At 63.8% G+C, this 23435-nt stretch carries 20 protein-coding genes and 3 tRNA genes; 14 read left to right on the forward strand and 9 right to left on the reverse strand.

Features of this window, described 5'->3' with window-relative positions:
• Nucleotides 1–135 precede the first annotated feature (135 nt).
• A complete protein-coding gene (locus AC097O_RS08320) occupies nt 136–1218 on the forward strand; it encodes a TRAP transporter substrate-binding protein DctP (protein WP_315186141.1) in 1083 nt (360 codons plus the stop codon).
• Nucleotides 1219–1279: 61 nt separating this feature from the next.
• Here AC097O_RS08320 and AC097O_RS08325 read toward each other — a convergent pair whose 3' ends face one another.
• From AC097O_RS08325 to AC097O_RS08335, 3 genes are read right to left on the reverse strand one after another with little or no spacing between them, the layout of a single operon-like run.
• Complete coding sequence (locus tag AC097O_RS08325; protein ID WP_479592342.1) at nt 1280–1750, reverse strand: hypothetical protein; 471 nt, start codon at nt 1748–1750, stop codon at nt 1280–1282.
• A 2-nt stretch (nt 1751–1752) separates the two neighbouring features.
• A complete protein-coding gene (locus AC097O_RS08330) occupies nt 1753–3282 on the reverse strand; it encodes a TRAP transporter large permease (protein ID WP_479592343.1) in 1530 nt (509 codons plus the stop codon).
• A gap of 43 nt (nt 3283–3325) precedes the next feature.
• Entirely contained in the window at nt 3326–3865 is a 540-nt protein-coding gene (locus tag AC097O_RS08335) for a TRAP transporter small permease subunit (RefSeq protein ID WP_315186152.1), read from the reverse strand.
• A gap of 402 nt (nt 3866–4267) precedes the next feature.
• On the opposite strand from AC097O_RS08335, the gene AC097O_RS08340 reads away from it, so the two are divergent.
• The 7 genes from AC097O_RS08340 (at nt 4268) to rimO (ending at nt 12258) form a co-directional block, all read left to right on the forward strand.
• Nucleotides 4268–5416, forward strand: coding sequence for a carboxylate-amine ligase (locus tag AC097O_RS08340; protein ID WP_479592344.1), 1149 nt, complete (start codon nt 4268–4270; stop codon nt 5414–5416).
• A gap of 41 nt (nt 5417–5457) precedes the next feature.
• Nucleotides 5458–6684 (forward strand): SUMF1/EgtB/PvdO family nonheme iron enzyme, encoded by a 1227-nt coding sequence (locus AC097O_RS08345; protein ID WP_479592345.1) that lies wholly within the window; start codon nt 5458–5460, stop codon nt 6682–6684.
• A 146-nt stretch (nt 6685–6830) separates the two neighbouring features.
• Nucleotides 6831–7751 carry an alpha/beta fold hydrolase gene (locus AC097O_RS08350; RefSeq protein ID WP_479592346.1) on the forward strand — a complete coding sequence of 307 codons (921 nt, stop codon included), beginning with the start codon at nt 6831–6833 and terminating at the stop codon, nt 7749–7751.
• A gap of 13 nt (nt 7752–7764) precedes the next feature.
• A complete protein-coding gene (locus AC097O_RS08355; RefSeq protein ID WP_479592347.1) occupies nt 7765–10008 on the forward strand; it encodes a RelA/SpoT family protein in 2244 nt (747 codons plus the stop codon).
• Nucleotides 10009–10058: 50 nt separating this feature from the next.
• A tRNA-Val gene (locus AC097O_RS08360) sits at nt 10059–10135 on the forward strand.
• Nucleotides 10136–10301: 166 nt separating this feature from the next.
• Entirely contained in the window at nt 10302–10838 is a 537-nt protein-coding gene (gene phaR, locus AC097O_RS08365; RefSeq protein ID WP_315186167.1) for a polyhydroxyalkanoate synthesis repressor PhaR, read from the forward strand.
• Nucleotides 10839–10866: 28 nt separating this feature from the next.
• The gene (gene rimO, locus AC097O_RS08370; RefSeq protein ID WP_479592348.1) at nt 10867–12258 is read left to right on the forward strand and encodes a 30S ribosomal protein S12 methylthiotransferase RimO; all 1392 of its coding nucleotides are present in this window, start codon (nt 10867–10869) and stop codon (nt 12256–12258) included.
• A 93-nt stretch (nt 12259–12351) separates the two neighbouring features.
• Here rimO and AC097O_RS08375 read toward each other — a convergent pair.
• The 3 genes from AC097O_RS08375 to AC097O_RS08385 all read right to left on the reverse strand — a co-directional run bounded on the left by AC097O_RS08375 (nt 12352) and on the right by AC097O_RS08385 (nt 12900).
• Nucleotides 12352–12436: transfer RNA gene (locus AC097O_RS08375), tRNA-Leu, on the reverse strand.
• 93 nt (nt 12437–12529) lie between these two features.
• Nucleotides 12530–12614, reverse strand: a tRNA-Leu gene (locus AC097O_RS08380).
• Between the two features lie 7 nt (nt 12615–12621).
• Nucleotides 12622–12900, reverse strand: a complete 279-nt coding sequence (locus AC097O_RS08385) for a hypothetical protein (protein ID WP_479592403.1) — start codon at nt 12898–12900, stop codon at nt 12622–12624.
• On the opposite strand from AC097O_RS08385, the gene rnr reads away from it, so the two are divergent.
• Both rnr and AC097O_RS08395 read left to right on the forward strand, forming a co-directional pair.
• Nucleotides 12781–15048, forward strand: coding sequence for a ribonuclease R (gene rnr, locus AC097O_RS08390; RefSeq protein WP_479592401.1), 2268 nt, complete (start codon nt 12781–12783; stop codon nt 15046–15048). The genes AC097O_RS08385 and rnr overlap by 120 nt on opposite strands.
• Before the next feature lie 13 nt (nt 15049–15061).
• Nucleotides 15062–15817 (forward strand): SDR family oxidoreductase, encoded by a 756-nt coding sequence (locus AC097O_RS08395; RefSeq protein WP_479592349.1) that lies wholly within the window; start codon nt 15062–15064, stop codon nt 15815–15817.
• Here the strand turns inward: AC097O_RS08395 and AC097O_RS08400 are convergent.
• The 3 genes from AC097O_RS08400 to AC097O_RS08410 all read right to left on the reverse strand — a co-directional run bounded on the left by AC097O_RS08400 (nt 15814) and on the right by AC097O_RS08410 (nt 20024).
• Nucleotides 15814–17292 carry an NAD(P)H-hydrate dehydratase gene (locus tag AC097O_RS08400; RefSeq protein WP_479592350.1) on the reverse strand — a complete coding sequence of 493 codons (1479 nt, stop codon included), beginning with the start codon at nt 17290–17292 and terminating at the stop codon, nt 15814–15816. The genes AC097O_RS08395 and AC097O_RS08400 overlap by 4 nt on opposite strands.
• A 17-nt stretch (nt 17293–17309) precedes the next feature.
• Entirely contained in the window at nt 17310–18563 is a 1254-nt protein-coding gene (locus AC097O_RS08405) for an FAD-dependent oxidoreductase (protein WP_479592351.1), read from the reverse strand.
• Between the two features lie 93 nt (nt 18564–18656).
• Entirely contained in the window at nt 18657–20024 is a 1368-nt protein-coding gene (locus AC097O_RS08410) for an amidase (protein WP_479592352.1), read from the reverse strand.
• Between the two features lie 177 nt (nt 20025–20201).
• On the opposite strand from AC097O_RS08410, the gene rpsB reads away from it, so the two are divergent.
• The 4 genes from rpsB (at nt 20202) to frr (ending at nt 23426) form a co-directional block, all read left to right on the forward strand.
• A complete protein-coding gene (gene rpsB / locus AC097O_RS08415; protein ID WP_315186185.1) occupies nt 20202–20960 on the forward strand; it encodes a 30S ribosomal protein S2 in 759 nt (252 codons plus the stop codon).
• Nucleotides 20961–21052: 92 nt separating this feature from the next.
• On the forward strand, nt 21053–21976 hold the full coding sequence (gene tsf, locus AC097O_RS08420; protein ID WP_315238140.1) for a translation elongation factor Ts: 924 nt from the start codon (nt 21053–21055) through the stop codon (nt 21974–21976).
• Between the two features lie 142 nt (nt 21977–22118).
• Entirely contained in the window at nt 22119–22841 is a 723-nt protein-coding gene (gene pyrH / locus AC097O_RS08425) for a UMP kinase (RefSeq protein ID WP_315186191.1), read from the forward strand.
• 24 nt (nt 22842–22865) lie between these two features.
• Nucleotides 22866–23426 (forward strand): ribosome recycling factor, encoded by a 561-nt coding sequence (gene frr / locus AC097O_RS08430; RefSeq protein ID WP_367849125.1) that lies wholly within the window; start codon nt 22866–22868, stop codon nt 23424–23426.
• Nucleotides 23427–23435 lie beyond the last annotated feature (9 nt).

Raw genomic sequence — 23435 nt, forward strand, 5'->3', positions numbered from 1 at the left:
CAATAGACTGGCTTGTGCGCAGGGGAAAACCCGCACGAATTCGGCAATTGCGACTTCATACAATCGGCCCTGACTTGCAGTCTCCGCCGTTCTTTCCGAATGGTGGATTTCAATCTATTACGGGAGTTATTTCAAATGGACCGTCGTTCCCTTATCAAACACTCGGGCATCGCTGGTGTGCTCGCCGCGGGTATGGCACCCGCAGTGCACGCCCAGGCCGCGATCCGCTGGCGTTTGGCCTCCAGCTTTCCCAAGCCGCTGGACACGATCTACGGCGCTGCCGAGGTGTTTGCCAATGCGGTCAAGGCCATGTCGGGTGGCAAGTTTGAAATTTCGGTGCACGCAGGCGGCGAGCTCATGCCCCCCTTCGGTGTGGTCGACGGCGTGCAGCAAGGCTCGGTCGAGATGTGCCACACCGTGCCGTACTACTTCTACGGCAAGAACCCCGCGTTCGCCATCGGTGCCGCCATTCCGTTTGGCATGAACGCGCGCCAGATGAACGCCTGGATGCTGCACGGCAATGGCCGCAAGCTGATGAATGAGTTTTACGGCAACTACGGCATGGTCAGCTACGCAGGTGGCAACACCGGTACGCAGATGGGCGGCTGGTTCCGCAAGGAAGTCAAGACCGTGGCCGACCTGAAGGGCCTGAAGATGCGCCTGGGCGGCGGTCTGGTGGGCGAGGTGATGGCCAAGATGGGCGTGGTGCCGCAGAGCATTCCCGGTGGCGAAATCTACCAGGCGCTGGAAAAGGGCACGATCGATGCCGCCGAATGGGTGGGCCCCTACGACGACCAGAAGCTCGGTTTTGCCAAAGTGGCACCGCACTACTACTACCCTGGCTGGTGGGAGGGCGGCCCCGAGGTGGATTTCTTCATCAACCGCAAGGCCATGGATGCCCTGTCGCCCGAGAACAAGGCGATTGTGGAAGCCGCCACCACCGTGGCTGCGGTGGACATGCTGGCCAAGTACGATGCCCGCAACCCCACGGCGCTGAAGCAGTTGATCGGTGCCAAGGTCAAGCTGTTGCCGTTCTCCAAGGAAATTCTGGACGCATCCTTCAAGGCGGCGCAGGCGGTGTACGCCGAAAACGATGCCAAGAGCCCAGAGTGGAAGAAGATCTTCGCCGACTTCCGCACCTTCCAGCGCGACCAGGTGGCCTGGTTCCGCGTGGCCGAAGGCCGGTTTGACAGCTACATGCAAAGCGTCAAGCTGTAAGCCACGCCACCCACAAAAAACCGCGCCTTGGCGCGGTTTTTTCGTTTACAGATTCAAAAGTTCAAAGCTGGCGAAAGGCTTTCAGTTCTTTGACGATGCGCTCGAACTCGGCCACCAGCGCGGGCGTGGCACCGTAGAACACCGTGAACTTGCCCATTAGCGTGCGCACATACAGGCGGGGCGCGATCAGCCAGTCCAGGCCGGGGATACGGATCAGCTTGGCGTAGGCCAGGTCGTCAAACGGCATCTGCTTGTCCCAGATCCAGGCCTGGTACAGGCCCTCGGTGCTGACGCGGGTGCGGCTGCGCAGGATGTGCCACCAGGTCCAGGCCATCATCGCCAGCCCGGCGGCAAACCACACCACGCCGGTGGTGCGGCTGCTGGCCAGCACGCCGCTGGTCAGCAACTGCGCCAGCCAGACGGCGCAACTGCCGACGATGGCCGTGCCCAGCAGCTTGAACAGCGGCGAGTACGCAGCGCCTTCCACCGGGCCGCCGCCGCCCGGTACAAAGCGAAAAGGAGCGGGGCCCACGATCAGGGCTTCGCCGCTTCGGGCGCGGGTGCGTCCGGCGGGGCATCGGCCGGTGCGTCCGCCGGTGCATCGCCAAACGGGTTCTCGCCGCTGGCCTCGCCAGACGGTTGCATGTCGTTGTCGGGCACATCGATCTGGATGGTGGAGGTATCCACCACCACCTCTTTGGGCAGGAACATGGTGACGGTTTGCGGCACAAAGATCACGATGGCCACCAACAGCACCTGCATCACCACCCATGGGATGGCACCCATGTAGATGTCGCTGGACAGAATGGGCTTTTCAATCCGCTTTTCCTTGAACAGCGTGTCGGCAATGCCGCGCAGGTAAAACAGCGCAAAGCCGAATGGCGGGTGCATGAAGCTGGTTTGCATGTTTACGCACAGCAGCACGCCAAACCACACCAGGTCGATGCCCAGCGTGGCCGCCACCGGCCCCAGCATGGGCAAGATGATGAAGGCGATCTCGAAGAAGTCCAGGAAGAAGGCCAGGAAGAAGATGAACAGGTTGACCACGATCAGAAAGCCGATCTGGCCGCCGGGCAGGCCGGTCAGCAGATGCTCCACCCACTTGGCTCCGTCCACGCCCTGGAACACCATGGAGAACACCCGCGCGCCAATCAAAATGAACACCACCATGGCGGTGAGCCGCATGGTGCCCACCATGGCCTCCCAGACCAGGGCCATGGTCAGCCGCTTGTGGATGCCCGCCAGAATCAGCGCGCCCACCACGCCCATGGCACCGGCCTCGGTGGGGGTGGCAATGGCGGTGTCGATGCCCGGCAGGCCGCCCATCGAACCCAGCACCGCAAAGATCAGAATCGCCGACGGGATGATGCCGCGCAGGCACTTCGCCCACAGCTTGGTACCGCTGAGCGTGCGGGCGGTTTTGGGAATGCCCGGCACATGGTGCGGCTTGAAAACCCCCAGCATGAAGGTGTAGGCGGCAAAGATCAGCACCTGCAGGATCGACGGGCCCCAGGCCCCCCGGTACATGTCGCCCACCGAGCGGCCCAGCTGGTCGGCCATCACGATCAGCACCAGCGAGGGCGGTACCAGCTGGGTGATGGTGCCCGAGGCCGCCAATACGCCGGTGGCGTAGCGCATGTTGTAGCCGTAGCGGATCATTACCGGCAGCGAAATCATGGCCATGGCAATCACCTGGCCCGCCACCGTGCCGGTAATCGCGCCCAGGATGAAGCCGACGATGATCACCGAATAGCCCAGGCCGCCCTTGACGGTGCCAAACAACTGGCCCATCGAATCCAGCATGTCTTCGGCCAGGCCGCATTTCTCCAGGATTGCGCCCATGAAGGTGAAGAACGGAATTGCCAGCAGCAAATCGTTCGACAAGATGCCGAAGATGTTGATCGGCAGGTTCTCCATGAACACCGCCGGAAACCAGCCCATGTGGATCGCAAACAGGCCCGAAGCCATGCCCAGCGCCGACAGCGAGAAGGCCACCGGAAAGCCGATCAGCATGATCAGCACCAGCCCGCCGAACATCATCGGCGCAAAATTTTCCATCAGCATGTTGTATCCCGAAAAGCGTTAAATCGTGGTGGCTGGAGCGGGTTCATTGCACGGGCTTCTCGTAGTGCATGTCCATCTGGAACTTGCCTTGCAGGTAGGCGATGCGCTTGATGACTTCGGCCAGGCCTTGCAGGAACATCAGTGCAAAGCCCAGGGGCAGCAGCATCATGGCGGGCCAGCGGATCAGGCCACCGGCGTTGTTGGACATCTCGCCCGAGCGGAACATGCCGATGAACAGCGGCCAGCTCAGCCAGGCAATGGTGGCCATGACCGGCAGCAAAAACACCAGCAGGCCGAACAGGTCCACATACACCGGGCCATTGCCCTTGAGGCGGCCATAAAAAATGTCCACCCGCACATGTTCGTTGAGCTTGAGCACGAGGGGCGCGCCCAACATCACCGTGGTGGCAAACATGTACCACTGGATTTCGAGCCAGCCGTTGGAGCTGATGTCCAGGCCATAGCGCACAAAGGCATTGCCCGCCGAGATCAGGGCAGCGGCCAGCACGGCCCAGGCGGCGATGCGGCCCAATTGCTGGCTGATCCAATCCATGCCGAGAGCGAGTTTGAGGAGTACGGACAAGGGTGTCTCCGGTAGTGCCAGGATGGACGCAAGACCCTGGTCGGGGCGTTGAAAGCGCCCGATGATACCTTTGCACACCTGTGTTCAGCGGCCTGACAGGCTAGTGATTACGCGTACGGCTGCGCCGCAATCCCCACGTTTGGCGGGCGGTTTTAGGGGCCATGGTTTGCGGTTGAGCGGTTTTAGGGTACGGTACGGCGCGCAAACCTGGGTCCTACCCACCCACAGGTTGTGCGTGCCCTGTGCGCGCTGCGCAGGTCCGGTCCTACATCCGGACGGCACGTCATCGGTGGAGCAAAGGGGCCGTAACGCGGCATCCTGTTGCATTCCCACCGCCCATGGGCGGCTCTCCCATCCCGGCGGAGAAGCCCCTCAATCCCATTGCATCCAAGGAGACAAGGCATGGATTTCAAACAATCAAAAGCACTCACATTCGGCATGGAGCTGGAACTGCAACTGGTAGACGAAGATACCGGCCAGCTCTCGCCCTGCAGCGCCGAACTCTGGACCGAGCTGGAGGTGCTACCCGAGCACGAGCGCTTTTCGCTGGAAGCCACCCGCTCCACCATGGAGGTCACCAGCTCCATCCACGAAGATGCCGATGCGCTGGAGGCCGAAACCCGCGAGAACGTGCTGACCCTGAAAAAAATCGCCCGCCGCCAGGGGGCCGATGTGCGCGGCGGCGGCACCCACATCCTGCAGTTCTGGAACGAGCGCGAATTCACCGAAACCGACCGTGCCGCCGAGCTACAGGCCAAATACGGCTTCTTGCCCAAGCGCTTTTCCACCTATGGCATGCACGTCCACATCGGCGTGCCCGGCAAGGAAGAAGCCATCCAGCTGGGCAATGTGCTGCAAAGTCTGGGGCCGCTGTTTATCGCCCTGTCGGCCGCGTCGCCGTTCCAGCAAGGGGTGGACACCGGCTTTTGCGCCGCGCGGCCCCTGGAGCCCCTGGTGTACCCCTACGGCGGCCCCATGCCGCGCACCACCAGCTGGGCCGAATTCGAGGCCCTCGCCCAGGAAGTGTTCGACCTGGGCCTGGCCAAAAGCCTGAAAGACATCTACTGGGACGTGCGGCCCAAGCCCGAATTCGGTACCGTCGAAGTGCGGGTGTTCGATACGCCCCTGAGCGTGCGCAAGGCCGTGGCCCTGGCCGCCTTCACCCGGGCCTGCGCGGCCCTGGCCCTGCGCGGGCAACTGGGCTACGCCCCGGTGGCGATCCCTTTCAACACCGAGCGCGTGAGCCGTTTCATGGCCTGCCGCGACGGCATGCATGCCCGGCTGTTCAACCCGGCGGTAGGCGAATGGATGCCGGCCCGACAGTGGCTGGCGATGTTGGTCGAGCGCATCGAGCAGTACCCGACCTGCGATGCCGACATGTGCAAGATCCGCCATCTGCACCAAATGGCTGAAACCGAGCAAGACTGCGACACCATGCGCGAGACCTGGGGCAACATCCTCAGCGGTTCGCCCAACATGGCGCACTGGGAACCCGGCCCGCTGGAGTACGCGGTGAATTCGCGCGAACACTGCGCGCGTTTGCTGGCCTGACCTGGGGTTGGGATTCGCCACATCCCAGGCAATAATGGCCCATGTCTACCCGCACACCACATGTGCTGCCCCAGCACCTGGATTCGCCCACCATGCGCCAGGCGGGGCGCGACCTGCTGTCGCTGGCGCTGATGGACGCGCGCAACCACACCCTGCACCTGCTCGACCAGTTTGAGTCGGCCCCCGCCATCGATGCCAGCAGCCTGCAGCCGCGCTGGCTAGCCGGCCACATCGGCTGGATGGCCGAGGCCTGGCTGGGCCGCAACACCCAGCGCGGGCGCGGCACGGCCTGCCCGTTCCAGCCCACCCGGCTGGCCTCCATCGAGCCCGAGGCCGACCGCTGGTGGAACCCCGAGCAGATGGACCGCCGCGCGCCCCCGGCCTTGCCTGGCCTGGCCACCACCAAAAACTTTTTGCTCAACACCCTGGAGAGCACGCTGGAGCTACTGGAGAAAACCGCCGAGAGCGACGACGCGCTGTATTTCTACCGCCTGGCCCTGTTCCACGAAGACCTGCGCAGCGAGCAGCTCATCACCTTGGCCCAGGTGCATGGCGTGCCCTTGCAGGTGCCCTCGCCGGGCAGCCCGCAGCCGCGCGACCCGCTGGCCCTGCCCGCCATGGAGTGGACCCTGGGCTCGCCCCCCGGAGGCTTTGTGTTTGACAACGAAAAATGGGCCCACCCGGTAGCCGTACCGGCTTTTGAGATCGATGCGCAGCCCGTCACCTGGGCCCAGTTCGTCGAGTTTGTAATAGACGGCGGCTACGACAACGCCGCCTGGTGGTTGCCCGAAGGCTGGGCCTGGCTGCAGGCCCTGGCCGAGGGGGAGGGGCGGCGCGGCCCGCGCTATGTGGACCAGATCGGCGTGGCCAGTGGCGCGGTGCTGCAAACCCGCTTTGGCCAGCGCCTGCGCGTGGCCGGTACCCAGCCCGCCATGCACGTGAGCTGGTGGGAAGCCGATGCCTGGTGCCGCTGGGCCGGGCGGCGTTTGCCCAGCGAGGTGGAATGGGAGCGCGCCGCCATGGGGGCTGCAGGCCAGGGCTTTCGCTGGGGCGACGTGCACGAGTGGACGGCCAACACCTTCCGCCCCTGGCCCGGCTTCAGTGCCGATCCGTGGATGGCCTATTCCGTGCCCTGGTTCGGCCAGGCCAAGGCGCTGCGCGGCGCGGCATTTGCCACCCGCGCCCGCATGAAACACCCCAGGTTCCGTGGCTTTGCCTTGCCCGGCGATGACGTGCGCTTCGTGGGCTTTCGTTCGTGTGCACTGTGATGCTACATAAAAAGTAGCTTGTCACGCTTATGGAATAAGCGCTGGAGGCACTTTTTACTTAAATTTTCAGAGAAGGCCTTGTGGGCAGTTGTGGCCGCAGTTTGGATTAGGATGGACCCATCCTCTTGCCTGGAACGCCCTCCGCCATGACCGAACCCCGCCTCTGCTATGTTCCCTGCCCCGGTGCCGCCGCCAACACCCATACCCCCGACCAGACCGGTCACCGCATGGCCTATTGGCAGTGGGGCGACCCGGCGAACCCGCACGTGGTGGTTTGCGTACACGGCCTGACCCGCCAGGGCCGTGACTTCGACGTGCTGGCCCGGTCGCTGAGCCGATTTGCCCGCGTCATCTGCCCCGACGTGGTGGGCCGGGGCCAGAGCGACTGGCTGCAAGACCCCCAGGCCTACCAGTTGTCCACCTACGCCGTGGACATGCTGGCCCTGCTGGCCCAGGTGCACGCGGAATCCCCCATCACCACGCTGGACTGGCTGGGCACCAGCATGGGCGGGCTGATCGGCATGGTGCTGCTGGGCGCGCCCGACCTGCCGCTGCCCGTGCCGGTGCGCCGCCTGGTGTTGAACGACATTGGCCCCAGCTTGGACCTGGTCGCTCTGCAGCGCATCGCCAGCTACCTGGGTAAGACCGGCCGCTTCGATACGCTGCAGCAGGCCGCCGACGCGATGTGGTCCATTTCCAGCAGCTTTGGCCCGCATACACCCGCCCAGTGGCTGGCGCTCTCGGCGCACATGGTGCGCCCGCTGGTGGCCGGTGAGCCTGCGCTGACCCTGCATTACGACCCGGCGCTGGCGCTGGCCTTTGGCAGTTTCACCGCCGAGTCTGCGGCTGCAGGCGAGGCCGGGCTGTGGTCGCTGTACGAGCAGATCCGGGCCCAGACCTTGCTGCTGCGCGGGGCCGAGTCCGATTTGCTGTCGGCCGCCACCGCCCAGGCCATGGCCCAGCGCGGCCCGAAAGCCCGGCTGGTGGAATTTGCAGGTGTAGGCCATGCGCCGACCTTTGTGGTGGATGACCAGGTGGCCGTCGTGGTCGATTTTTTACAGCCTTGAGAAGGTTCGCTGGATGAAAAGTTTGCAGACCGCGCATCCCGTCGCGGCAACGCTGGAGGAACGTGTCCCCGACCTGGTGGCCGCTACCGCCCAGACCCTGCCCGAGCAGGTCAACGCCCTGGCCCGTGCGCGTAATTTCGCCGAGCCGCTGATCGCCAACGAAGTGCTGGACACCGGCGAAAACACCCTGGCCCACGCCGATGCCGTGGCCGCCATCCTGCGCGCCGTGGGCGGCTCCGAGGCCATGCAGGCCGCCAGCTACCTGGTCCACGCCTGCGTGCACCTGAACAAGCCGCAGGAAGTGATTGCCAAGGCCTTCGGGGCCAATTTTGCCGCCCTGGCGGTAGAAACCACCCAGTTGATGCGGGTGCAGCGCCTGTCGCGCGGGGCGGAAACCTCGGCCCACCTGGTGGACGACCCCGCGGTGCAGACCGAAAACGTGCGCAAGATGCTGTTGGCCTTCTCGCGCGACCTGCGGGTGGTGATGCTGCGCCTGGCCTCGCGCCTGCAAACCCTGCGCTATTGCGCCGCCAGCAAAACCCCGGTATCGCCCGGCCTGGCGCGCGAATCGCTGCAGGTGTTTGCGCCGCTGGCCAACCGCCTGGGCATCTGGCAGATCAAGTGGGAGATGGAAGACCTGTCGTTTCGCTTCACCGAGCCCGACACCTACAAACAGGTGGCCCGCCTGCTGGACGAAAAACGGGTCGAGCGCGAAGCCAATATGGAGCATCTGCGCGCCAGCCTGGAGGCCGAGCTGGCCAGCCAGGGCATCAAGGCCACCGTGCAGGGACGGCCCAAGCACATCTACAGCATCGTCAAAAAGATGCGTGGCAAGTCTCTGGGCTTCGAGCAGTTGTTCGACATCCGCGCCCTGCGCGTGATCGTACCCAGCGTGCCCGACTGTTACGCCGCTTTGGGCTGGGTACATTCGCGCTTCGTGCCCATGGCCGAAGAGTTCGACGACTACATCGCCAAGCCCAAAGGCAACGGCTACCAGTCGCTGCACACCGTGGTGCAGCAACTGGTGGATGGCGTGGCCTGCCTGCCGATCGAGATCCAGATCCGTACCCAGGCCATGCACGACCATGCCGAGCACGGCGTGGCCGCCCACTGGGCCTACAAAGAGGCAGGCACCAAGGGCTACGCCGGTGTCTCGGCCAGCGGCGAATACGACGCAAAAATTGCCGTGCTGCGCCAGTTGCTGGCTTGGGAGCGTGACCTGTCGGGGGCTGCGCCCCAAAGCGGCGGTGTGGATTTGCTCAGCGACCGCATTTACGTGCTGACTCCCGATGCCGCCGTGGTCGAACTGCCCGCCGGTGCTACGGCCGTGGACTTTGCCTACAGCGTGCACACCAACCTGGGCCACCGCTGCCGGGGTGCCAAGGTAGACGGCGTACAGGTGCCGCTGAACACCCCGCTGCAAAACGGCCAGACGGTGGAGATCACCGCCGCCAAAGAGGGCGGCCCGTCGCGCGACTGGCTCAACACCGAGCTGGGCTACCTGGTCAGCCACCGCGCCCGGGCCAAAGCCCGCGCCTGGTTCAACGCCGCCGCCATGCACACCACGGTGGCGCGTGGCCGCGAGGCGGTCGAAAAGCTGCTGCAACGTGAGGGCAAAACCGCCATCAAACTCGACGACCTGGCCGCCCGGCTGGGCTTCAAGTCAGCCGACGACTTGTTCGAGGTGGTGGGCAAGGACGAGTTCTCGCTGCGCACCATCGAAAATCTGCTGCGCCCGCCCGAGCCGGTGCTGGCCCCCGACGACTATCTGCTGCTCAAAAAAGCCCGCGCGCCCGAGAGTTCACCCAAGGGCGGTGTGCTGGTGGTGGGCGTGGAGTCGCTGATGACGCAACTGGCCAAATGTTGCAAGCCCGCGCCACCGGATGCGATTCTGGGCTTCATCACCCGGGGTAAGGGGGTCAGCATCCACCGCGCCGACTGCAGCAATTTCCGCGAAATGTCGGTGCGCAATGGCGAGCGCGTGATCGAGGTGGAATGGGGTAGCGGCAAAAAAGAAGGGGCTTCGGTCTACCCGGTGGACGTGTCGGTGCAGGCCGCTGACCGCCAGGGCCTGCTGCGCGACATTTCCGAAGTCTTTACCAAGGAAAAAATGAACGTCATCGGCGTGCAGACCCAGTCGGTCAAAGGCACAGCCTGGATGACTTTCACCGTGGAAGTGGCCGATGCGGCCCGCCTCACCAAGGTGCTGGGCATCGTGTCGGATGTGGCGGGCGTGCGTTCAGCCCGGCGGCGGTAAAAAGGGCTAAAAAACCATGCTATACTAGCGCTCTAAAGTAGTTTAGCTTTAGGCGCGTAGCTCAGCTGGTTAGAGCACCACCTTGACATGGTGGGGGTCGATGGTTCGAGTCCATTCGCGCCTACCAAATTCAAGCCCTGTACATCGGTGATGTACAGGGCTTTTGGTTTTGTGGCCGCTACTTTTAGGGTAATCCTTGAAGGCTTCTGCGCAATGGATTTCTAAAATATGTTGCAGTGCAGTAAAGTGTTCACTCACACCGCCAAAGCCACGAACACCCCGAAAGACAAGTAGTGCCCAGCCATTCTCCGAACAGCGCGCCTGACGACACCCACCGCGTCATCAAGAAGTACCCGAACCGTCGGCTCTACGACACGGATACCTCGACCTACATCACCCTGGCCGAAGTCAAGAAGCTCGTCATGGAGCGCGAGCCGGTCCGGGTGCTGGATGCCAAAACCGGTGACGACCTCACCCGTGCCATCCTGCTGCAAATCATCCTGGAAGAAGAGGCCGGTGGCGCACCCATGTTCACCGAGCAGGCGCTGGCCAACATGATCCGCTTCTACGGCAACACCATGCAAAGCTTTCTGGGCCCGTACCTGGAAAAGAACGTACAAACCTTTGTCGATCTGCAGTCCACCATGGGCGAGCAGGCCAAGGGCATGACCCCCGAGGCCTGGGCGCAAATGCTCAAACTGCAATCGCCCGCCATGCAAGGCATGCTGGGCACCTACGTTGAGCAGTCCCGGAATGTTTTTGTGCAAATGCAGGAGCAAATGCAGAAACAAACCGCCCAAATGCTGGGCAGCTTTGGCCTGAAACCCTGAAATTTTCGAGGGCGGCGACAATACGGGGATGATCGAAGCAATTTCCCCTACCAAAATACCCAAAGTCGGGTTCGTCAGCCTGGGTTGCCCCAAGGCCTTGACCGACTCCGAGCTGATCCTCACCCAGCTCAGCGCCGAAGGCTACCAAACCTCCAAGACCTTTGAAGGTGCTGACCTGGTGATCGTCAATACCTGCGGTTTCATCGACGATGCCGTCAAGGAAAGCCTGGACACCATCGGCGAAGCCCTGGCCACCAATGGCCGTGTCATCGTCACCGGCTGCCTGGGTGCCAAGGCAGGCGATGCGGGCGGCAACCTGGTGCGGCAAATGCACCCCAGCGTGCTGGCCGTGACCGGCCCGCATGCCACCCAAGAAGTGATGGATGCCGTCCACGCCAACCTGCCCAAGCCGCACGATCCGTTTCTGGATCTGGTGCCCAACGCATTTGGCACCGCTGGTATCAAGCTTACGCCCCGGCACTACGCGTATTTGAAGATCAGCGAAGGCTGCAACCACCGTTGCACCTTCTGCATCATCCCGTCGATGCGCGGCGATTTGGTGTCGCGCAATATCGGCGACGTGCTCAGCGATGCCAAGGCCTTGTTCGAAGGCGGCGTGAAAGAGCTGCTGGTGATCAGCCAGGACACCTCGGCCTATGGCGTGGATGTGAAGTACCGCACCGGCTTCTGGGATGGCAAGCCTGTCAAAACCCGCATGCTGGAGCTGGTGCAAACCCTGGCCGATATCGCCGAGCCCTACGGTGCCTGGGTGCGCCTGCACTATGTGTACCCGTACCCCAGCGTGGACGAGATCATCCCGCTGATGGCCACGGGCCGCGTGCTGCCATATCTGGACGTGCCTTTGCAGCACAGCCACCCCGATGTACTCAAGCGCATGAAGCGCCCGGCCAGCGGCGAGAAAAACCTGGAGCGCATCCAGCGCTGGCGCGAAGCCTGCCCCTCGCTGGTGATCCGCAGTACCTTCATCGCCGGTTTTCCCGGCGAAACCGAAGAAGAATTCGCGCATTTGCTGGATTTCATGCGCGAAGCCCAGATCGACCGCGCAGGCTGCTTTGCCTACAGCCCGGTGGACGGCGCGGCCGCCAACGACATTCCCGGCATGCTGCCGTTCGAACTGCGCGAAGAGCGCCGCGCCCGCTTCATGGCCGTGGCCGAAGAAGTTTCAGCGGCCAAGTTGCTCAAGCGCGTGGGTGCGACCATGCAGGTGCTGGTGGATTCCGCGCCCGGCATGGGCAAGAAGGGTGGTATTGGCCGCAGCTACGCCGACGCGCCCGAGATCGATGGCATCGTGCGCCTGCTGCCGCCCGAGAAAATCAGCAAAACCTTGAAGGTGGGTGAGTTCACCAAGGCCCGCATTGTGGGTACGCAAGGCCACGATCTGGTGGCGCTGCCGATCTAGGTTGTGCCTGGCTTGCCCGATGCGCATCGGGCAAGCCAAAAAACGGGCAAAAAAAAGCCGCTAACTTCTTAGCGGCTTTTTCTTTGAAAGGTGTGGTGCCCAGAACTGGACTCGAACCAGCACGCCTTGCGGCGCTGCGACCTGAACACAGTGCGTCTACCAATTTCGCCATCTGGGCCCACGAAACTCTCACGGTCTGCAATTGGTATTTTGCAGATTTTTAACCATAAAAAAACCGCCAAATAACCAGCGGTTTTTTCAAGATAAGGTGTGGTGCCCAGAACTGGACTCGAACCAGCACGCCTTGCGGCGCTGCGACCTGAACACAGTGCGTCTACCAATTTCGCCATCTGGGCCCACGAGTTAAAGTATAACATGGGAAAAACGGTGGTTTTGAACCGCAGGCCGAAGGCTTGCTAAATCATCGGATTTTTCTGGGCTACGCTGCGGCTCTGCTACCCTTTGGGCATTCCAGTCTGTAAAGAGAGAAACCTTATCAAAACGACCAGCCACACCAGCGGCCTGCTGGACGAGATCGAAGGCACCATCCAGGGTCACCGCGATGGACACGGGTTTGTACTGCGCGACGACGGCGAGTCTGACATTTACCTGCCTTCTAACGAAATGCGTGCTGTGCTGCATAAAGACCGGGTCAAGGTCAACATTGTGCGCAGCGACCGCAAAGGCCGCCCCGAAGGCCGGGTTCTGGAAATTGTCGAACGGCCCCCCCAGCCCATCATTGGCCGCCTGCTACAAGAAAGTGGCATCTGGCTGGTCGCCCCGGAAGACAAGCGCTACGGCCAGGATGTGTTGATTCCCAAGGCGGGTATCGGCAGCGCCAAGGCCGGGCAGGTGGTGGTGGTCGAGTTGACCGAGCCGCCCGCGCTGTTTGGCCAGCCCGTGGGCCGCGTCAAAGAGGTGCTGGGCGAGGTGGACGACCCCGGCATGGAAATCGAAATCGCGGTGCGCAAATACGATGTGCCGCATATCTTCTCCGATGCCTGCATCGCCCTGGCCCGCAGTCTGCCCGACAAGGTGCGCCCCCAGGACAAAAAGAACCGCGTCGATCTGACCGACGTGCCCCTGGTCACCATCGACGGCGAAGATGCCCGCGACTTTGACGATGCCGTTTACTGCGAACCCGCCAAGGTGGGCCGCGGCAAGGGCTGGCGCCTGTTGGTGGCCATTGCCGACGTGAGCAACTATGTAGACACCGGCTCGGCTATCGACGTGGATGCCTACGACCGCGCCACCAGCGTGTACTTTCCGCGCCGCGTGATTCCCATGCTGCCCGAGAAGCTGTCCAACGGCCTGTGCTCGCTGAACCCCGATGTGGAACGTCTGTGCATGGTCTGCGACATGCTGGTCACCGCCAAGGGCGATGTGCACGCCTACCAGTTCTACCCGGCGGTGATGTTCAGCCACGCGCGCTTCACCTACACCGAAGTGGCGGCGATTCTGGGCAACACCCGCGGCCCGGAAGCCACGCGCCGCAAAGACCGCGTGAACGACCTGCTGAACCTGCAAGATGTCTACCACGCCTTGCTGGTGGCCCGCAAGGTGCGCGGCGCGGTGGACTTTGAAACCGTGGAGACGCAAATCGTCTGCGATGAAGGTGGCCGCATCGAGAAAATCGTGCCTCGCACCCGCAACGAGGCCCACAAGCTGATCGAAGAGGCCATGCTGGCCGCCAACGTCTGCAGCGCCGACTTCATCGCCCAAGGCAAGCACCCTGGCCTGTTCCGCGTGCACGAAGGCCCCACGCCCGAAAAAATCGAAATGCTGCGCAACTACCTGAAGGCCACCGGCGTGGGTATGTCGATCAGCGACGACCCTAAAACCGGCGAATTCCAGGCCATTGCCAACGCCACCAAAGACCGGCCCGACGCGCAGCAAATCCACTCCATGCTGCTGCGCTCCATGCAGCAGGCGATTTACACGCCCACGAATGGCGGGCATTTCGGGCTGGCGTTTGATGCCTACACCCACTTCACCAGCCCGATCCGGCGCTACCCCGACTTGCTGGTGCACCGCGTCATCAAGGCCATTCTGGCGCACCGCAAGTACCAGTTGCCCACCTTGCCGACCCCCGGCGAGGCACATGCCAAGCTGGCCAAACGCTTGAGCAAGGGCGCGGCCTCCAAGCTGCAAGGCAAGGTCGGCGAGCCCGACATGAAGATCAAGAAGGTCAGCCCCGAAACGCTGGCCTGGCAGGCGGCGGGCCTGCACTGCAGTGCCAACGAGCGCCGTGCCGACGAGGCCAGCCGCGACGTGGAAGCCTGGCTGAAGTGCAAATACATGCGCGAGCACCTGGGCGAGGAGTTCGGTGGCACGGTCACCGCCGCCACTGGCTTCGGCATCTTCGTTACCTTGGACGCGATGTACGTTGAAGGCCTGGTGCACATCACCGAGCTGGGTGGCGAGTACTTCAAGTTCGACGAAGCCCGCCAGGAGCTGCGCGGCGAGCGCACCGGCATCCGCTACGCCATCGGCACCCGCGTGCAGGTCCAGGTGAGCCGCGTGGACCTGGATGGCCGCAAGATCGACTTCCGCTTGATCCGCGAAGGCGAAGAGCTGGTCAACCGCGCCATGAAAGACAAGGGCTTGCAGCGCGAAGGCCCTGGCCGCTCCGAGCCCGCCCCGGCCAAGCGTTCTGGCCGCAAGGCCGGTGGTGGTGGTGCCCCGCGCGACCGCGACCACGCCGAGCGCGGCCCCATCCAGGCCCCCGCCGCAGGCAAGCCTCCCACCAAGGGCGGCGCGGCCAAGAAGAAAACCCGTACCCGCCGCTAAAGGAAGCCAGACCATGCAGACCCCTTCCAAAGTCGCCATCGTCACTGGCGCAGGCAGCGGTATTGGCCGCGCCGTCGCCCTGGCGCTGCTGGCCGATGGCTACCGCGTTGCATTGGCGGGCCGCCGTGCCGAAGCCTTGCAAGCGGTGGCGCTGGAGTCCGGTGCCGCCGAGCGTGCGCTGGCCGTGCCCACCGACGTGACCGACCCCGCCGCCGTACAGGCCTTGTTCGAAGCGGCGGTGGCCCGGTTTGGCCGGGTCGATCTGCTGTTCAACAACGCTGGCACGGGCACGCCCGCCGTGCTGCTGGAAGACCTGACTTTGGCCCAGTGGCAGAGCGTGGTGAACGTGAACTTCACCGGCATGTTTTTGTGCATCCAGCAGGCGTTTCGGGTGATGAAGGCGCAAAGCCCGCAGGGCGGTCGCATCATCAATAACGGCTCCATCTCCAGCACCACGCCGCGCCCCAATTCGATTGCCTACACCTCCACCAAGCATGGCGTTCGCGGCATGACCAAGGCCGCGGCGCTGGATGGCCGCAAATACAACATCGCCGTGGGCCAGATCGACATTGGCAACGCCGCCACCGATATGACCCAGCGCATGCGCACCGGCGTTCTGCAGCCCAATGGCGAACTGGTGGTGGAGCCGGTGATGGACGTGGCCATCGTCGGCAAGTCGGTGCTCTATATGGACAGCCTGCCGCCGGAGGCCAACGTGCTGTTCCACACGGTGATGGCCACCAAGATGCCCTTCGTCGGTCGGGGTTAGGTTCGCGCCAGCGCGCTGGCCGTCAGCGGCTGGCCCGCGGGCCAATCGTCTGCCGCCTGGCCGTGTGCAAACACCGCCTCGCAGGCGGCCACCACCGCGTACTGGCCCATCGCCAGCCGGGCACCGACCATCCCGGCCAACACATCTCCCGTTCCCGCGGTTGCCAGCCGTCCATTGCCCGTCGGGTTGATGCAAGGCACCTGGCTAGGCGCGGCGATGACCGTGCCCGAACCTTTCAGCACCGCCACGCAGGCGAAACGGTCGGCCAGTTGCTGAGCGGCTGTGAGCCGGTCGGCCTGGACCTGGGTGGTGCTGCAGCCCAGCAGGCGGGCGGCTTCCAGCGGATGCGGGGTGAGCACCGTGGGTAGGCCCTGGGCGGCGCGGGTGCGCAACTGGGCTTGCAGGGCGGTGTCGGCGGCGATGGCGTTCAACGCGTCGGCATCCAGCACCAGCCGGGCCGCCTCGGCCAGCACCCGGGGCAGCAGGGCGCGCACCGCTTCGCCGCCGCCACAGCCGCAGACGACGGCCAGCGCGTGCAAGGCCAGGGCGCTGGGGGCGCGGAACATTAGCTCGGGCTGCTGCGGGTGTACGCCCAGGCTGCCGCCGTCCAGCAGGCCCACAAACACGCGCCCGGCCCCCGTGTGCAGTGCGGCGCTGGCGGCCAGCAGGGCGGCACCGGCCATGCCCGGCGCGCCGCCGAGGATGGCCACATCGCCATAGCTACCTTTGTGACTGGCATGGGTGCGGCTGGCCGACACCGGTGCGCCGACCAGCTGGGCGGTGGGTGCATGGGCCGTGGTGATGCCCAGGTCGTCCAACCACACCTGGCCTGCGGTGTCGCGGCCATGGCCGGTGAACAGGCCGGGCTTCAGGCTAAGAAGGCATAAAGTATTTTGGGCATCAATTATGCTGCTGGCGCTTATTCCATCGGCGCTACCAGCTACGGATTGAATAGCAAAACTGCCTGTATCGGCCTGCAGCCCGGTGGGCAGGTCGATGGCTAACGTCTGGGCGGAGCTGGCGTTCATGGTGCTGATCCACGCGGCCATGGTGCCCGCCGGGGCGCGGCTGCTGCCAATGCCCAGAAGTGCGTCGATGCACAGGTCCTGGGCAGTCAGACCGGTGGGCGGCGCATCGGCGAAAGGCACGCCTGCCGCCCGGGCGCGGGCCAGGGCGGCCAGGCTGTCGGTGGGGGCGCTGGCCTCTGTGCCCAGCCAGGTTACTACTACAGATTTCCCGCGCAGATGCAGCTGGGTGGCGGCCTCCAGCCCGTCGCCGCCGTTGTTGCCGGGGCCGCAGGCGATCCACACGGTACGCGCATGCGGGGCCAGTGCCATAGCCAGCCGGGCCACGGCCAGCCCGGCGCGCTGCATCAGCGTGTGGGGCGGCAGGCTGGCCATGGCGGCCTGCTCGGTGCGACGCGTGGCGGCGGTGTCGAACAGGGGGTGGGCGCGGTCAGGAGTGATGCGGTGCATGGCCCGATTGTGCGGTTTTAGTGCCGCAGGCGCTCCAGCCCCAGGCCTTCCATGTCCACCTCGGGCACGCGGCCTGCCACCAGGTCGGCGGTGGCGCGGGCGCTGCCGCTGGCCAGAGCCCAGCCGTACGCGCCATGGCCCAGGTTCAGCCAGATACCGGGCTGGCCGCTGGGGCCGATCAGCGGGCTGCCGTCGGGCAGGGTGGGGCGGGTGCCTTTCCAGATCTGTACGTTGCTGGCGAGCTGGGCTGCGCCGGGGAACCAGTCGTACAGCACTTTGTAGAGGCGGGCGATGGTGGCAGGGTCTTTGGTGTCGGTGCGGCTGCCGATGGCCATGCCACCCGCCACGCGCACGCGCTGGCCCATGCGGGCAATGGAGATCTGGTGCTGGCCATCCACTACTGCGCTGACCGGGGCGTTCAGGGGTTCACGGATGGCGGCGGATAGCGAGTAGCCCGCCACCGCCGCAAGCGGAATCTGCACGCCCAGCGGCCGCAGCAGCGCCGCCGAGGCGACGCCAGCGCAGACCACCACCGCGTCAAAGCGGCGCGGCGTGGACTCATTTGCTATAGATACCGTAGCTGCTGGCGCTGGTTCTATAAGCGCTACCGTGCGATTGAACTCAAATGCCACGCCGAGCTGCTGGGCCACCGCTTTGAGCTGCATGGTGAACTGGCGGCAGTTGCCCACGGCATCGCCGGGCAGGTGGATGGCGGCGGCCAGCGGGGTGTCGGCGTTCAGGGCGGGCTCGTGCCGCTGGGCGGCTTCGGCATCGAGTTGCTGCCAGGCCACACCCGCTTCGCGCAGCCATTGCAGGCCGGGCTGGGCCTGGGCCAACTCTTTGGCGGTGCGCAGCAGCAGCAGGCTGCCCTCGCTGCGGTCGTAATCCAGGTGCAGGTGGTGGGTCAGGGCTTGCAGGCGTTCTGCGCTGTACCCGGCCAGGCGCTGCAGCCGGGCGTGGTGCTCCTGGTAGGTGGCGGGTTGTTGCGCGCGCCGCTGCTTCCACAGCCACGCCAGTTCGCTGCCGGTCAGGCCCCAGCCGAGTTGGATGGGGGCGTTGCGGCTGAACAGGCCTTGCAGCAGGGTGCCGAGCATGCCGGAGGCCGGGCCGGGCAGGGCGGTGCCCAGGGTGAGCAGGCCCGCGTTGGCAAAGCTGGCTTCTTCGGCGGCCGCGCTGCGGCGCTCAAAAACGGTGACCTGGTGGCCGTCGGCGGCCAGCTCGTACGCGGTGCTGACACCCACCACACCTGCGCCAATGACAGCGACCTTCATGCGGCAAACACCCGCATCTTCTCAAACAACATGCAAACCCTAGATTTATAAGAAAAATGCCGCCCGTGCTCATGGAGTGAGCGTGAGCAGCTATTAAAACTGTAGTGTAGCCTCGGCGTGCAAAGCCAGGTTCAACAGGGTGTCGTCGTGCATTGCAGCGTGCCAGAGCATCAGGCCAACAGGCAATTCATCGGCGGTGTGGCAGGGCACGGAAATGGCGCAGCCGTCCAGCATGTTGACGACGCTGGGGTTGCGCAACAGCAGGCCGTTGGTGTGGAAGAAGGCATCGTCGCGCTCCACGCCCGGCGCCACATTGGCGATGGGCGCGGCAACGGTGGGCACCGTGGGGGACAGCACGGCATCAAAGCCTTGCAGCGCGGCTTCCATTTTGGTGACCCATGCGGCGCGGGCAGCAACCAGTTCGGCGTACTCAAAGGCGCGCATGTGCGCACCGCGATCGATGCGGGCCAGCACGCGCGGATCGTATGCGGCGCGCACATGGGGGCCGCGCGCCAGCAGCGGACGGTGCCAGATGTAGGCCTCGACTGCCGAAAAGCCGCCGGTGGCCTGGATGGCATGCAGTTCGCGCACTTCTTCCAGCGGGATATCCACCAGGGTTGCGCCCGCATCGCGCAGGCGCTGCAGGCTGCGCTCGAAGGCGTGGGCCACGGTATGGTCCATGCTGTCCAGAAAGCCGCTGCGCGCCACCGCCAGCCGGTAGCTGGACAGCGGCGCGGCGCTGCGCACCACCTGGCGCTGGGCCAGGATTTCATGCGCCAGCACCGCGTCGCGCACGCTGCGGGTCAGGGCGCAGGCCGTGTCCAGCGTGGTAGACAGCGGCACCGCGCCGGATGTGGGCACCAGGCGGGCGGTGCTTTTGAAGCCGACGATGCCGTTCAGCGCCGCCGGGATGCGGATCGAGCCGCCCGTGTCCGAACCCAGCGCTATGAAGGCTGCCCCGGTGGCCACCGACACCGCCGCGCCGGATGACGAGCCGCCCGGAATCCGGGGCACCGCGCCATAGATGCGCGCACCGGCGGCCTGGTCGTAGCGCCCATCCCAGGCGGCAGGGGTGCCGAAATGCGGGTTCACGCCCACACCCGAGAAGGCAAACTCCGTCATATTGGTGCGGCCCAGGATGCCGCCACCGGCCGCCCGCAACCGGGACACGGCCGGGCTGTCCGCCCCGGCGGGCGCATGGCTGGCCAGGACCTGCGAGCCAGCGGTAGTTATTTCACCGGCCACGTCGAACAGGTCTTTTACCGACACCGCCAGGCCACCCAGCGGGCTGGCCGGGTTGGCCTGCGTTGCCTGGGCTTGGGCCGTGTCGAATCGGGTTTGCAAAAAGGCATTGCGGCAGGCGGACGACTGGGCGATGGCGATGGATCGGGCCATCTCTGCCGCCGAAGTGGTGTGCCCGGCGTGCAGGGACTGGAGAGTGGAGGTCAGGTCTGGGCGCATGCTGGTGGGTAGGAGTGTGCTAGACTCCTTGGGTTTTGCTGATCGGTCAAACGGCGTTTTGACTGCTCTGGTAGAACAAATCGCAAACCAGTCCATTCAAGGTGTTGCCCTGTCGTATTTTTTACATACCAGCGGCAAATCGGACTGAATTTTAGACGCAACCTTAAGGAAAATACCATGTCCGTCAACATGCGCGAAATGCTCGAAGCCGGTGTCCATTTTGGTCACCAAACCCGTTTCTGGAACCCCAAGATGGCCCCGTTCATCTTCGGTCACCGTAACAAGATCCACATCATCAACCTGGAAAAATCGCTGCCGATGTTCCAGGAAGCGGCCAAGTTTGCCAAGCAACTGACCGCCAACCGTGGCACTATTTTGATGGTCGGCACCAAGCGCCAAGCCCGCGAAATCGTCGCCGGTGAAGCTGCCCGCGCCGGTGTGCCGTACGTCGACCAGCGCTGGCTCGGCGGTATGCTGACCAACTTCAAGACCGTCAAGACCTCGATCAAGCGTCTGAAAGACATGAAGATCCAGCAAGAAGCCGGTCTGGACGCGATGAGCAAGAAAGAACAGCTGATGTTCGCCCGCGAAATGGTCAAGCTGGAAAAAGACATCGGTGGCATCCAGGATATGGTCACCCTGCCTGACGCGATCTTCGTGATCGACGTGGGCTTCCACAAGATCGCCATCCTCGAAGCCCGCAAGCTGGGCATCCCGCTGATCGGCGTGGTCGACACCAACCATTCCCCAGAAGGCATCGACTACGTGATCCCTGGCAACGACGACTCCTCCAAGGCTGTCGCTCTGTACGCCCGTGGCATCGCCGACGCGATCATCGAAGGCCGCAACAGCGCTGGCAATGACGTGGTCAAGGCTGTGGCTGCTGCTGAAAGCGCCGACGAATTCGTGGAAGTGAACGAGGCTGCTGCAGCCTAAGCGTTCCCCATGGCGCGGCGCACTGCCGCGATCAAAGAGGGGCGCAAGCCCCCTTTTTTTTACTAATTTAAGACGTTAAGACGGAGAAAAATATGGCTGCAATTACCGCAAGCATGGTCGCTGAACTGCGTGGCAAGACCGACGCCCCCATGATGGAGTGCAAAAAAGCACTGACCGAAGCCGAAGGCGACATGGGCAAGGCCGAAGAGCTGCTGCGCGTCAAGCTGGGTAGCAAGGCGGGCAAGGCCGCTTCGCGCATCACCGCCGAAGGCGTGGTCACCAGCTACTTTGACGGCACCACCGGAGCTCTGCTCGAAGTCAACTGCGAAACCGACTTCGTGACCAAGAACGACAGCTTCCTGGCACTGGCCCAGGGCGCGGTTGAACTGATCGCCAAGAACAACCCTGCCGACGTGGCCGCCCTGAGCGCCCTGGCTTATGCCCAGGACGGTTTCGGCCCCACCCTGGAAGATGTGCGCAAGGGCCTGATCGGCAAGATCGGCGAAAACATGACCTTCCGCCGCTTCAAGCAGTTCAGCAGCGGTGCCAAGCTGGCCGGTTACCTGCACGGCACGCGCATTGGCGTGGTGGTCGAGTTTGAAGGCGACGACGTGGCTGCCAAAGACGTGGCCATGCATATTGCTGCCATGAAGCCCGTGGCCTTGTCCAGCGCCGACGTGCCTGCCGACCTGATCGCCAAAGAGCGCTCGGTGGCAACCGCCAAGGCCGCCGAAGACGCAGCCGTGGCTGTGGCCGCTGGCAAGCCGGTGCAGTCCGACGAAATCGTTGCCAAGCGCATCGAAGGCGGCGTCCAAAAGTACCTGAAGGAAGTCTCCTTGTTCAACCAGTCTTTCGTCAAGAACGACAAGCAAACGGTAGAGCAGATGCTCAAGGCCACCAGCACCACCGTGAAGGCATTCACGATGTTTGTGGTGGGTGAAGGCATCGAGAAGAAGGTCGACGATTTCGCTGCCGAAGTAGCTGCCCAAGTGGCCGCTGCCAAGGCTACGGCCTGATCCATCTGACGCAGTACTGATAGGACTTACGCATCGCCCCTGTATCGCCCTTTGGGCTTACAGGGGGAACTTGCGTAAGTCCTAACTGACCTATTTTGCCCCTACCATTAGCCACTTTTCCACCATTACGAGGACCTCTCCCATGACCCAAGCCCAACCAGCCTACAAGCGCATTTTGCTCAAGCTGTCGGGGGAGGCGTTGATGGGTGACGACCAGTTCGGTATCAACCGCGACACCATCGTGCGCATGGTCGAAGAGGTTGCCGAGATCACCCGTTTGGGGGTGCAGGTGGCGGTGGTGATTGGCGGCGGCAATATTTTTCGCGGCGTGGCGGGCGGCTCGGTCGGTATGGACCGCGCCACCGCTGACTACATGGGCATGCTGGCCACGGTGATGAACGCGCTGGCCCTGGCCGATGCCATGAACAAGGCCGGCCTGACCGCCCGCGTCATGTCGGCCATTGCCATCGACCAGGTGGTCGAGCCCTATGTGCGCCCCAAGGCCTTGCAGTACCTGGAAGAGGGCAAGGTGGTGGTGTTTGCCGCCGGTACCGGCAACCCGTTTTTCACCACCGACACGGCTGCGGCCCTGCGCGGTGCCGAGATCGGTGCCGAGATCGTGCTCAAGGCCACCAAGGTCGATGGTGTCTACACCGCCGACCCCAAGAAAGACCCCAGCGCGACCCGTTACACCACGCTGACGTTCGATGAGGCGATGTCGCAGAATCTGGGCATCATGGACGCGACCGCTTTTGCGCTGTGCCGCGACCAGAAGCTGCCGATCAAGGTGTTCTCGATCTTCAAACACGGTGCGCTGAAACGCGTGGTGATGGGTGAAGACGAAGGTACCCTGGTCCACGCTTGATACGGACTACTGAGGAGCATCCAAATGACTATCGCCGACGTTAAAACCAATTTGCAGGCCCGGATGGAACAGTCCATCGTGGCTTTCAAAAACAACCTGTCCAAGATCCGCACCGGCCGCGCCAATCCCGGTTTGCTCGACACCGTGCATGTCGATTACTACGGCTCCATGGTGCCCATCAGCCAGGTGGCCAACGTGTCGCTGATCGACTCGCGCACCATCGGCGTGCAGCCCTGGGAAAAGAGCATGGCGGCCAAGGTCGAAAAGGCCATCCGCGACAGCCACCTGGGCCTGAACCCCGCCTCCATGGGCGACCTGATCCGCGTGCCCATGCCCGCCATGAGCGAAGAGCGCCGCAAGGAACTCACCAAGCTGGCCCGCACCGAAGGCGAAAGCGCCAAGATCATCGTGCGCAACGTGCGCCGTGATGCCAACGAAGCCATCAAAAAGTTGGTGAAAGACAAACTGGCTTCGGAAGACGACCAAAAGCGCGCCGAAGCCGAAGTCCAAAAGATCACCGACCGTCACATCGCCGAAGTCGATCAACTGGTCGTCGCGAAAGAAGCCGACATCATGGCCGTCTAGGCCTGTCTG

Source organism: Rhodoferax sp. LS1P39 (assembly GCF_056521425.1).

What these genes read in the sequence shown, in the direction of transcription:
- frr (WP_367849125.1), top strand. Translation starts at nt 22,866, where the DNA reads ATGACTATCGCCGACGTTAAAACCAATTTGCAGGCCCGGATGGAACAG.
- AC097O_RS08340 (WP_479592344.1), top strand. Translation starts at nt 4,268, where the DNA reads ATGGATTTCAAACAATCAAAAGCACTCACATTCGGCATGGAGCTGGAA.
- AC097O_RS08400 (WP_479592350.1), bottom strand. Translation starts at nt 17,292, where the DNA reads ATGCACCGCATCACTCCTGACCGCGCCCACCCCCTGTTCGACACCGCC.
- AC097O_RS08405 (WP_479592351.1), bottom strand. Translation starts at nt 18,563, where the DNA reads ATGAAGGTCGCTGTCATTGGCGCAGGTGTGGTGGGTGTCAGCACCGCG.
- rpsB (WP_315186185.1), top strand. Translation starts at nt 20,202, where the DNA reads ATGTCCGTCAACATGCGCGAAATGCTCGAAGCCGGTGTCCATTTTGGT.
- AC097O_RS08330 (WP_479592343.1), bottom strand. Translation starts at nt 3,282, where the DNA reads ATGCTGATGGAAAATTTTGCGCCGATGATGTTCGGCGGGCTGGTGCTG.
- pyrH (WP_315186191.1), top strand. Translation starts at nt 22,119, where the DNA reads ATGACCCAAGCCCAACCAGCCTACAAGCGCATTTTGCTCAAGCTGTCG.
- rimO (WP_479592348.1), top strand. Translation starts at nt 10,867, where the DNA reads ATGATCGAAGCAATTTCCCCTACCAAAATACCCAAAGTCGGGTTCGTC.
- AC097O_RS08395 (WP_479592349.1), top strand. Translation starts at nt 15,062, where the DNA reads ATGCAGACCCCTTCCAAAGTCGCCATCGTCACTGGCGCAGGCAGCGGT.
- tsf (WP_315238140.1), top strand. Translation starts at nt 21,053, where the DNA reads ATGGCTGCAATTACCGCAAGCATGGTCGCTGAACTGCGTGGCAAGACC.
- AC097O_RS08345 (WP_479592345.1), top strand. Translation starts at nt 5,458, where the DNA reads ATGTCTACCCGCACACCACATGTGCTGCCCCAGCACCTGGATTCGCCC.
- AC097O_RS08410 (WP_479592352.1), bottom strand. Translation starts at nt 20,024, where the DNA reads ATGCGCCCAGACCTGACCTCCACTCTCCAGTCCCTGCACGCCGGGCAC.
- AC097O_RS08385 (WP_479592403.1), bottom strand. Translation starts at nt 12,900, where the DNA reads ATGCAGCACAGCACGCATTTCGTTAGAAGGCAGGTAAATGTCAGACTC.
- AC097O_RS08350 (WP_479592346.1), top strand. Translation starts at nt 6,831, where the DNA reads ATGACCGAACCCCGCCTCTGCTATGTTCCCTGCCCCGGTGCCGCCGCC.
- AC097O_RS08355 (WP_479592347.1), top strand. Translation starts at nt 7,765, where the DNA reads ATGAAAAGTTTGCAGACCGCGCATCCCGTCGCGGCAACGCTGGAGGAA.
- AC097O_RS08320 (WP_315186141.1), top strand. Translation starts at nt 136, where the DNA reads ATGGACCGTCGTTCCCTTATCAAACACTCGGGCATCGCTGGTGTGCTC.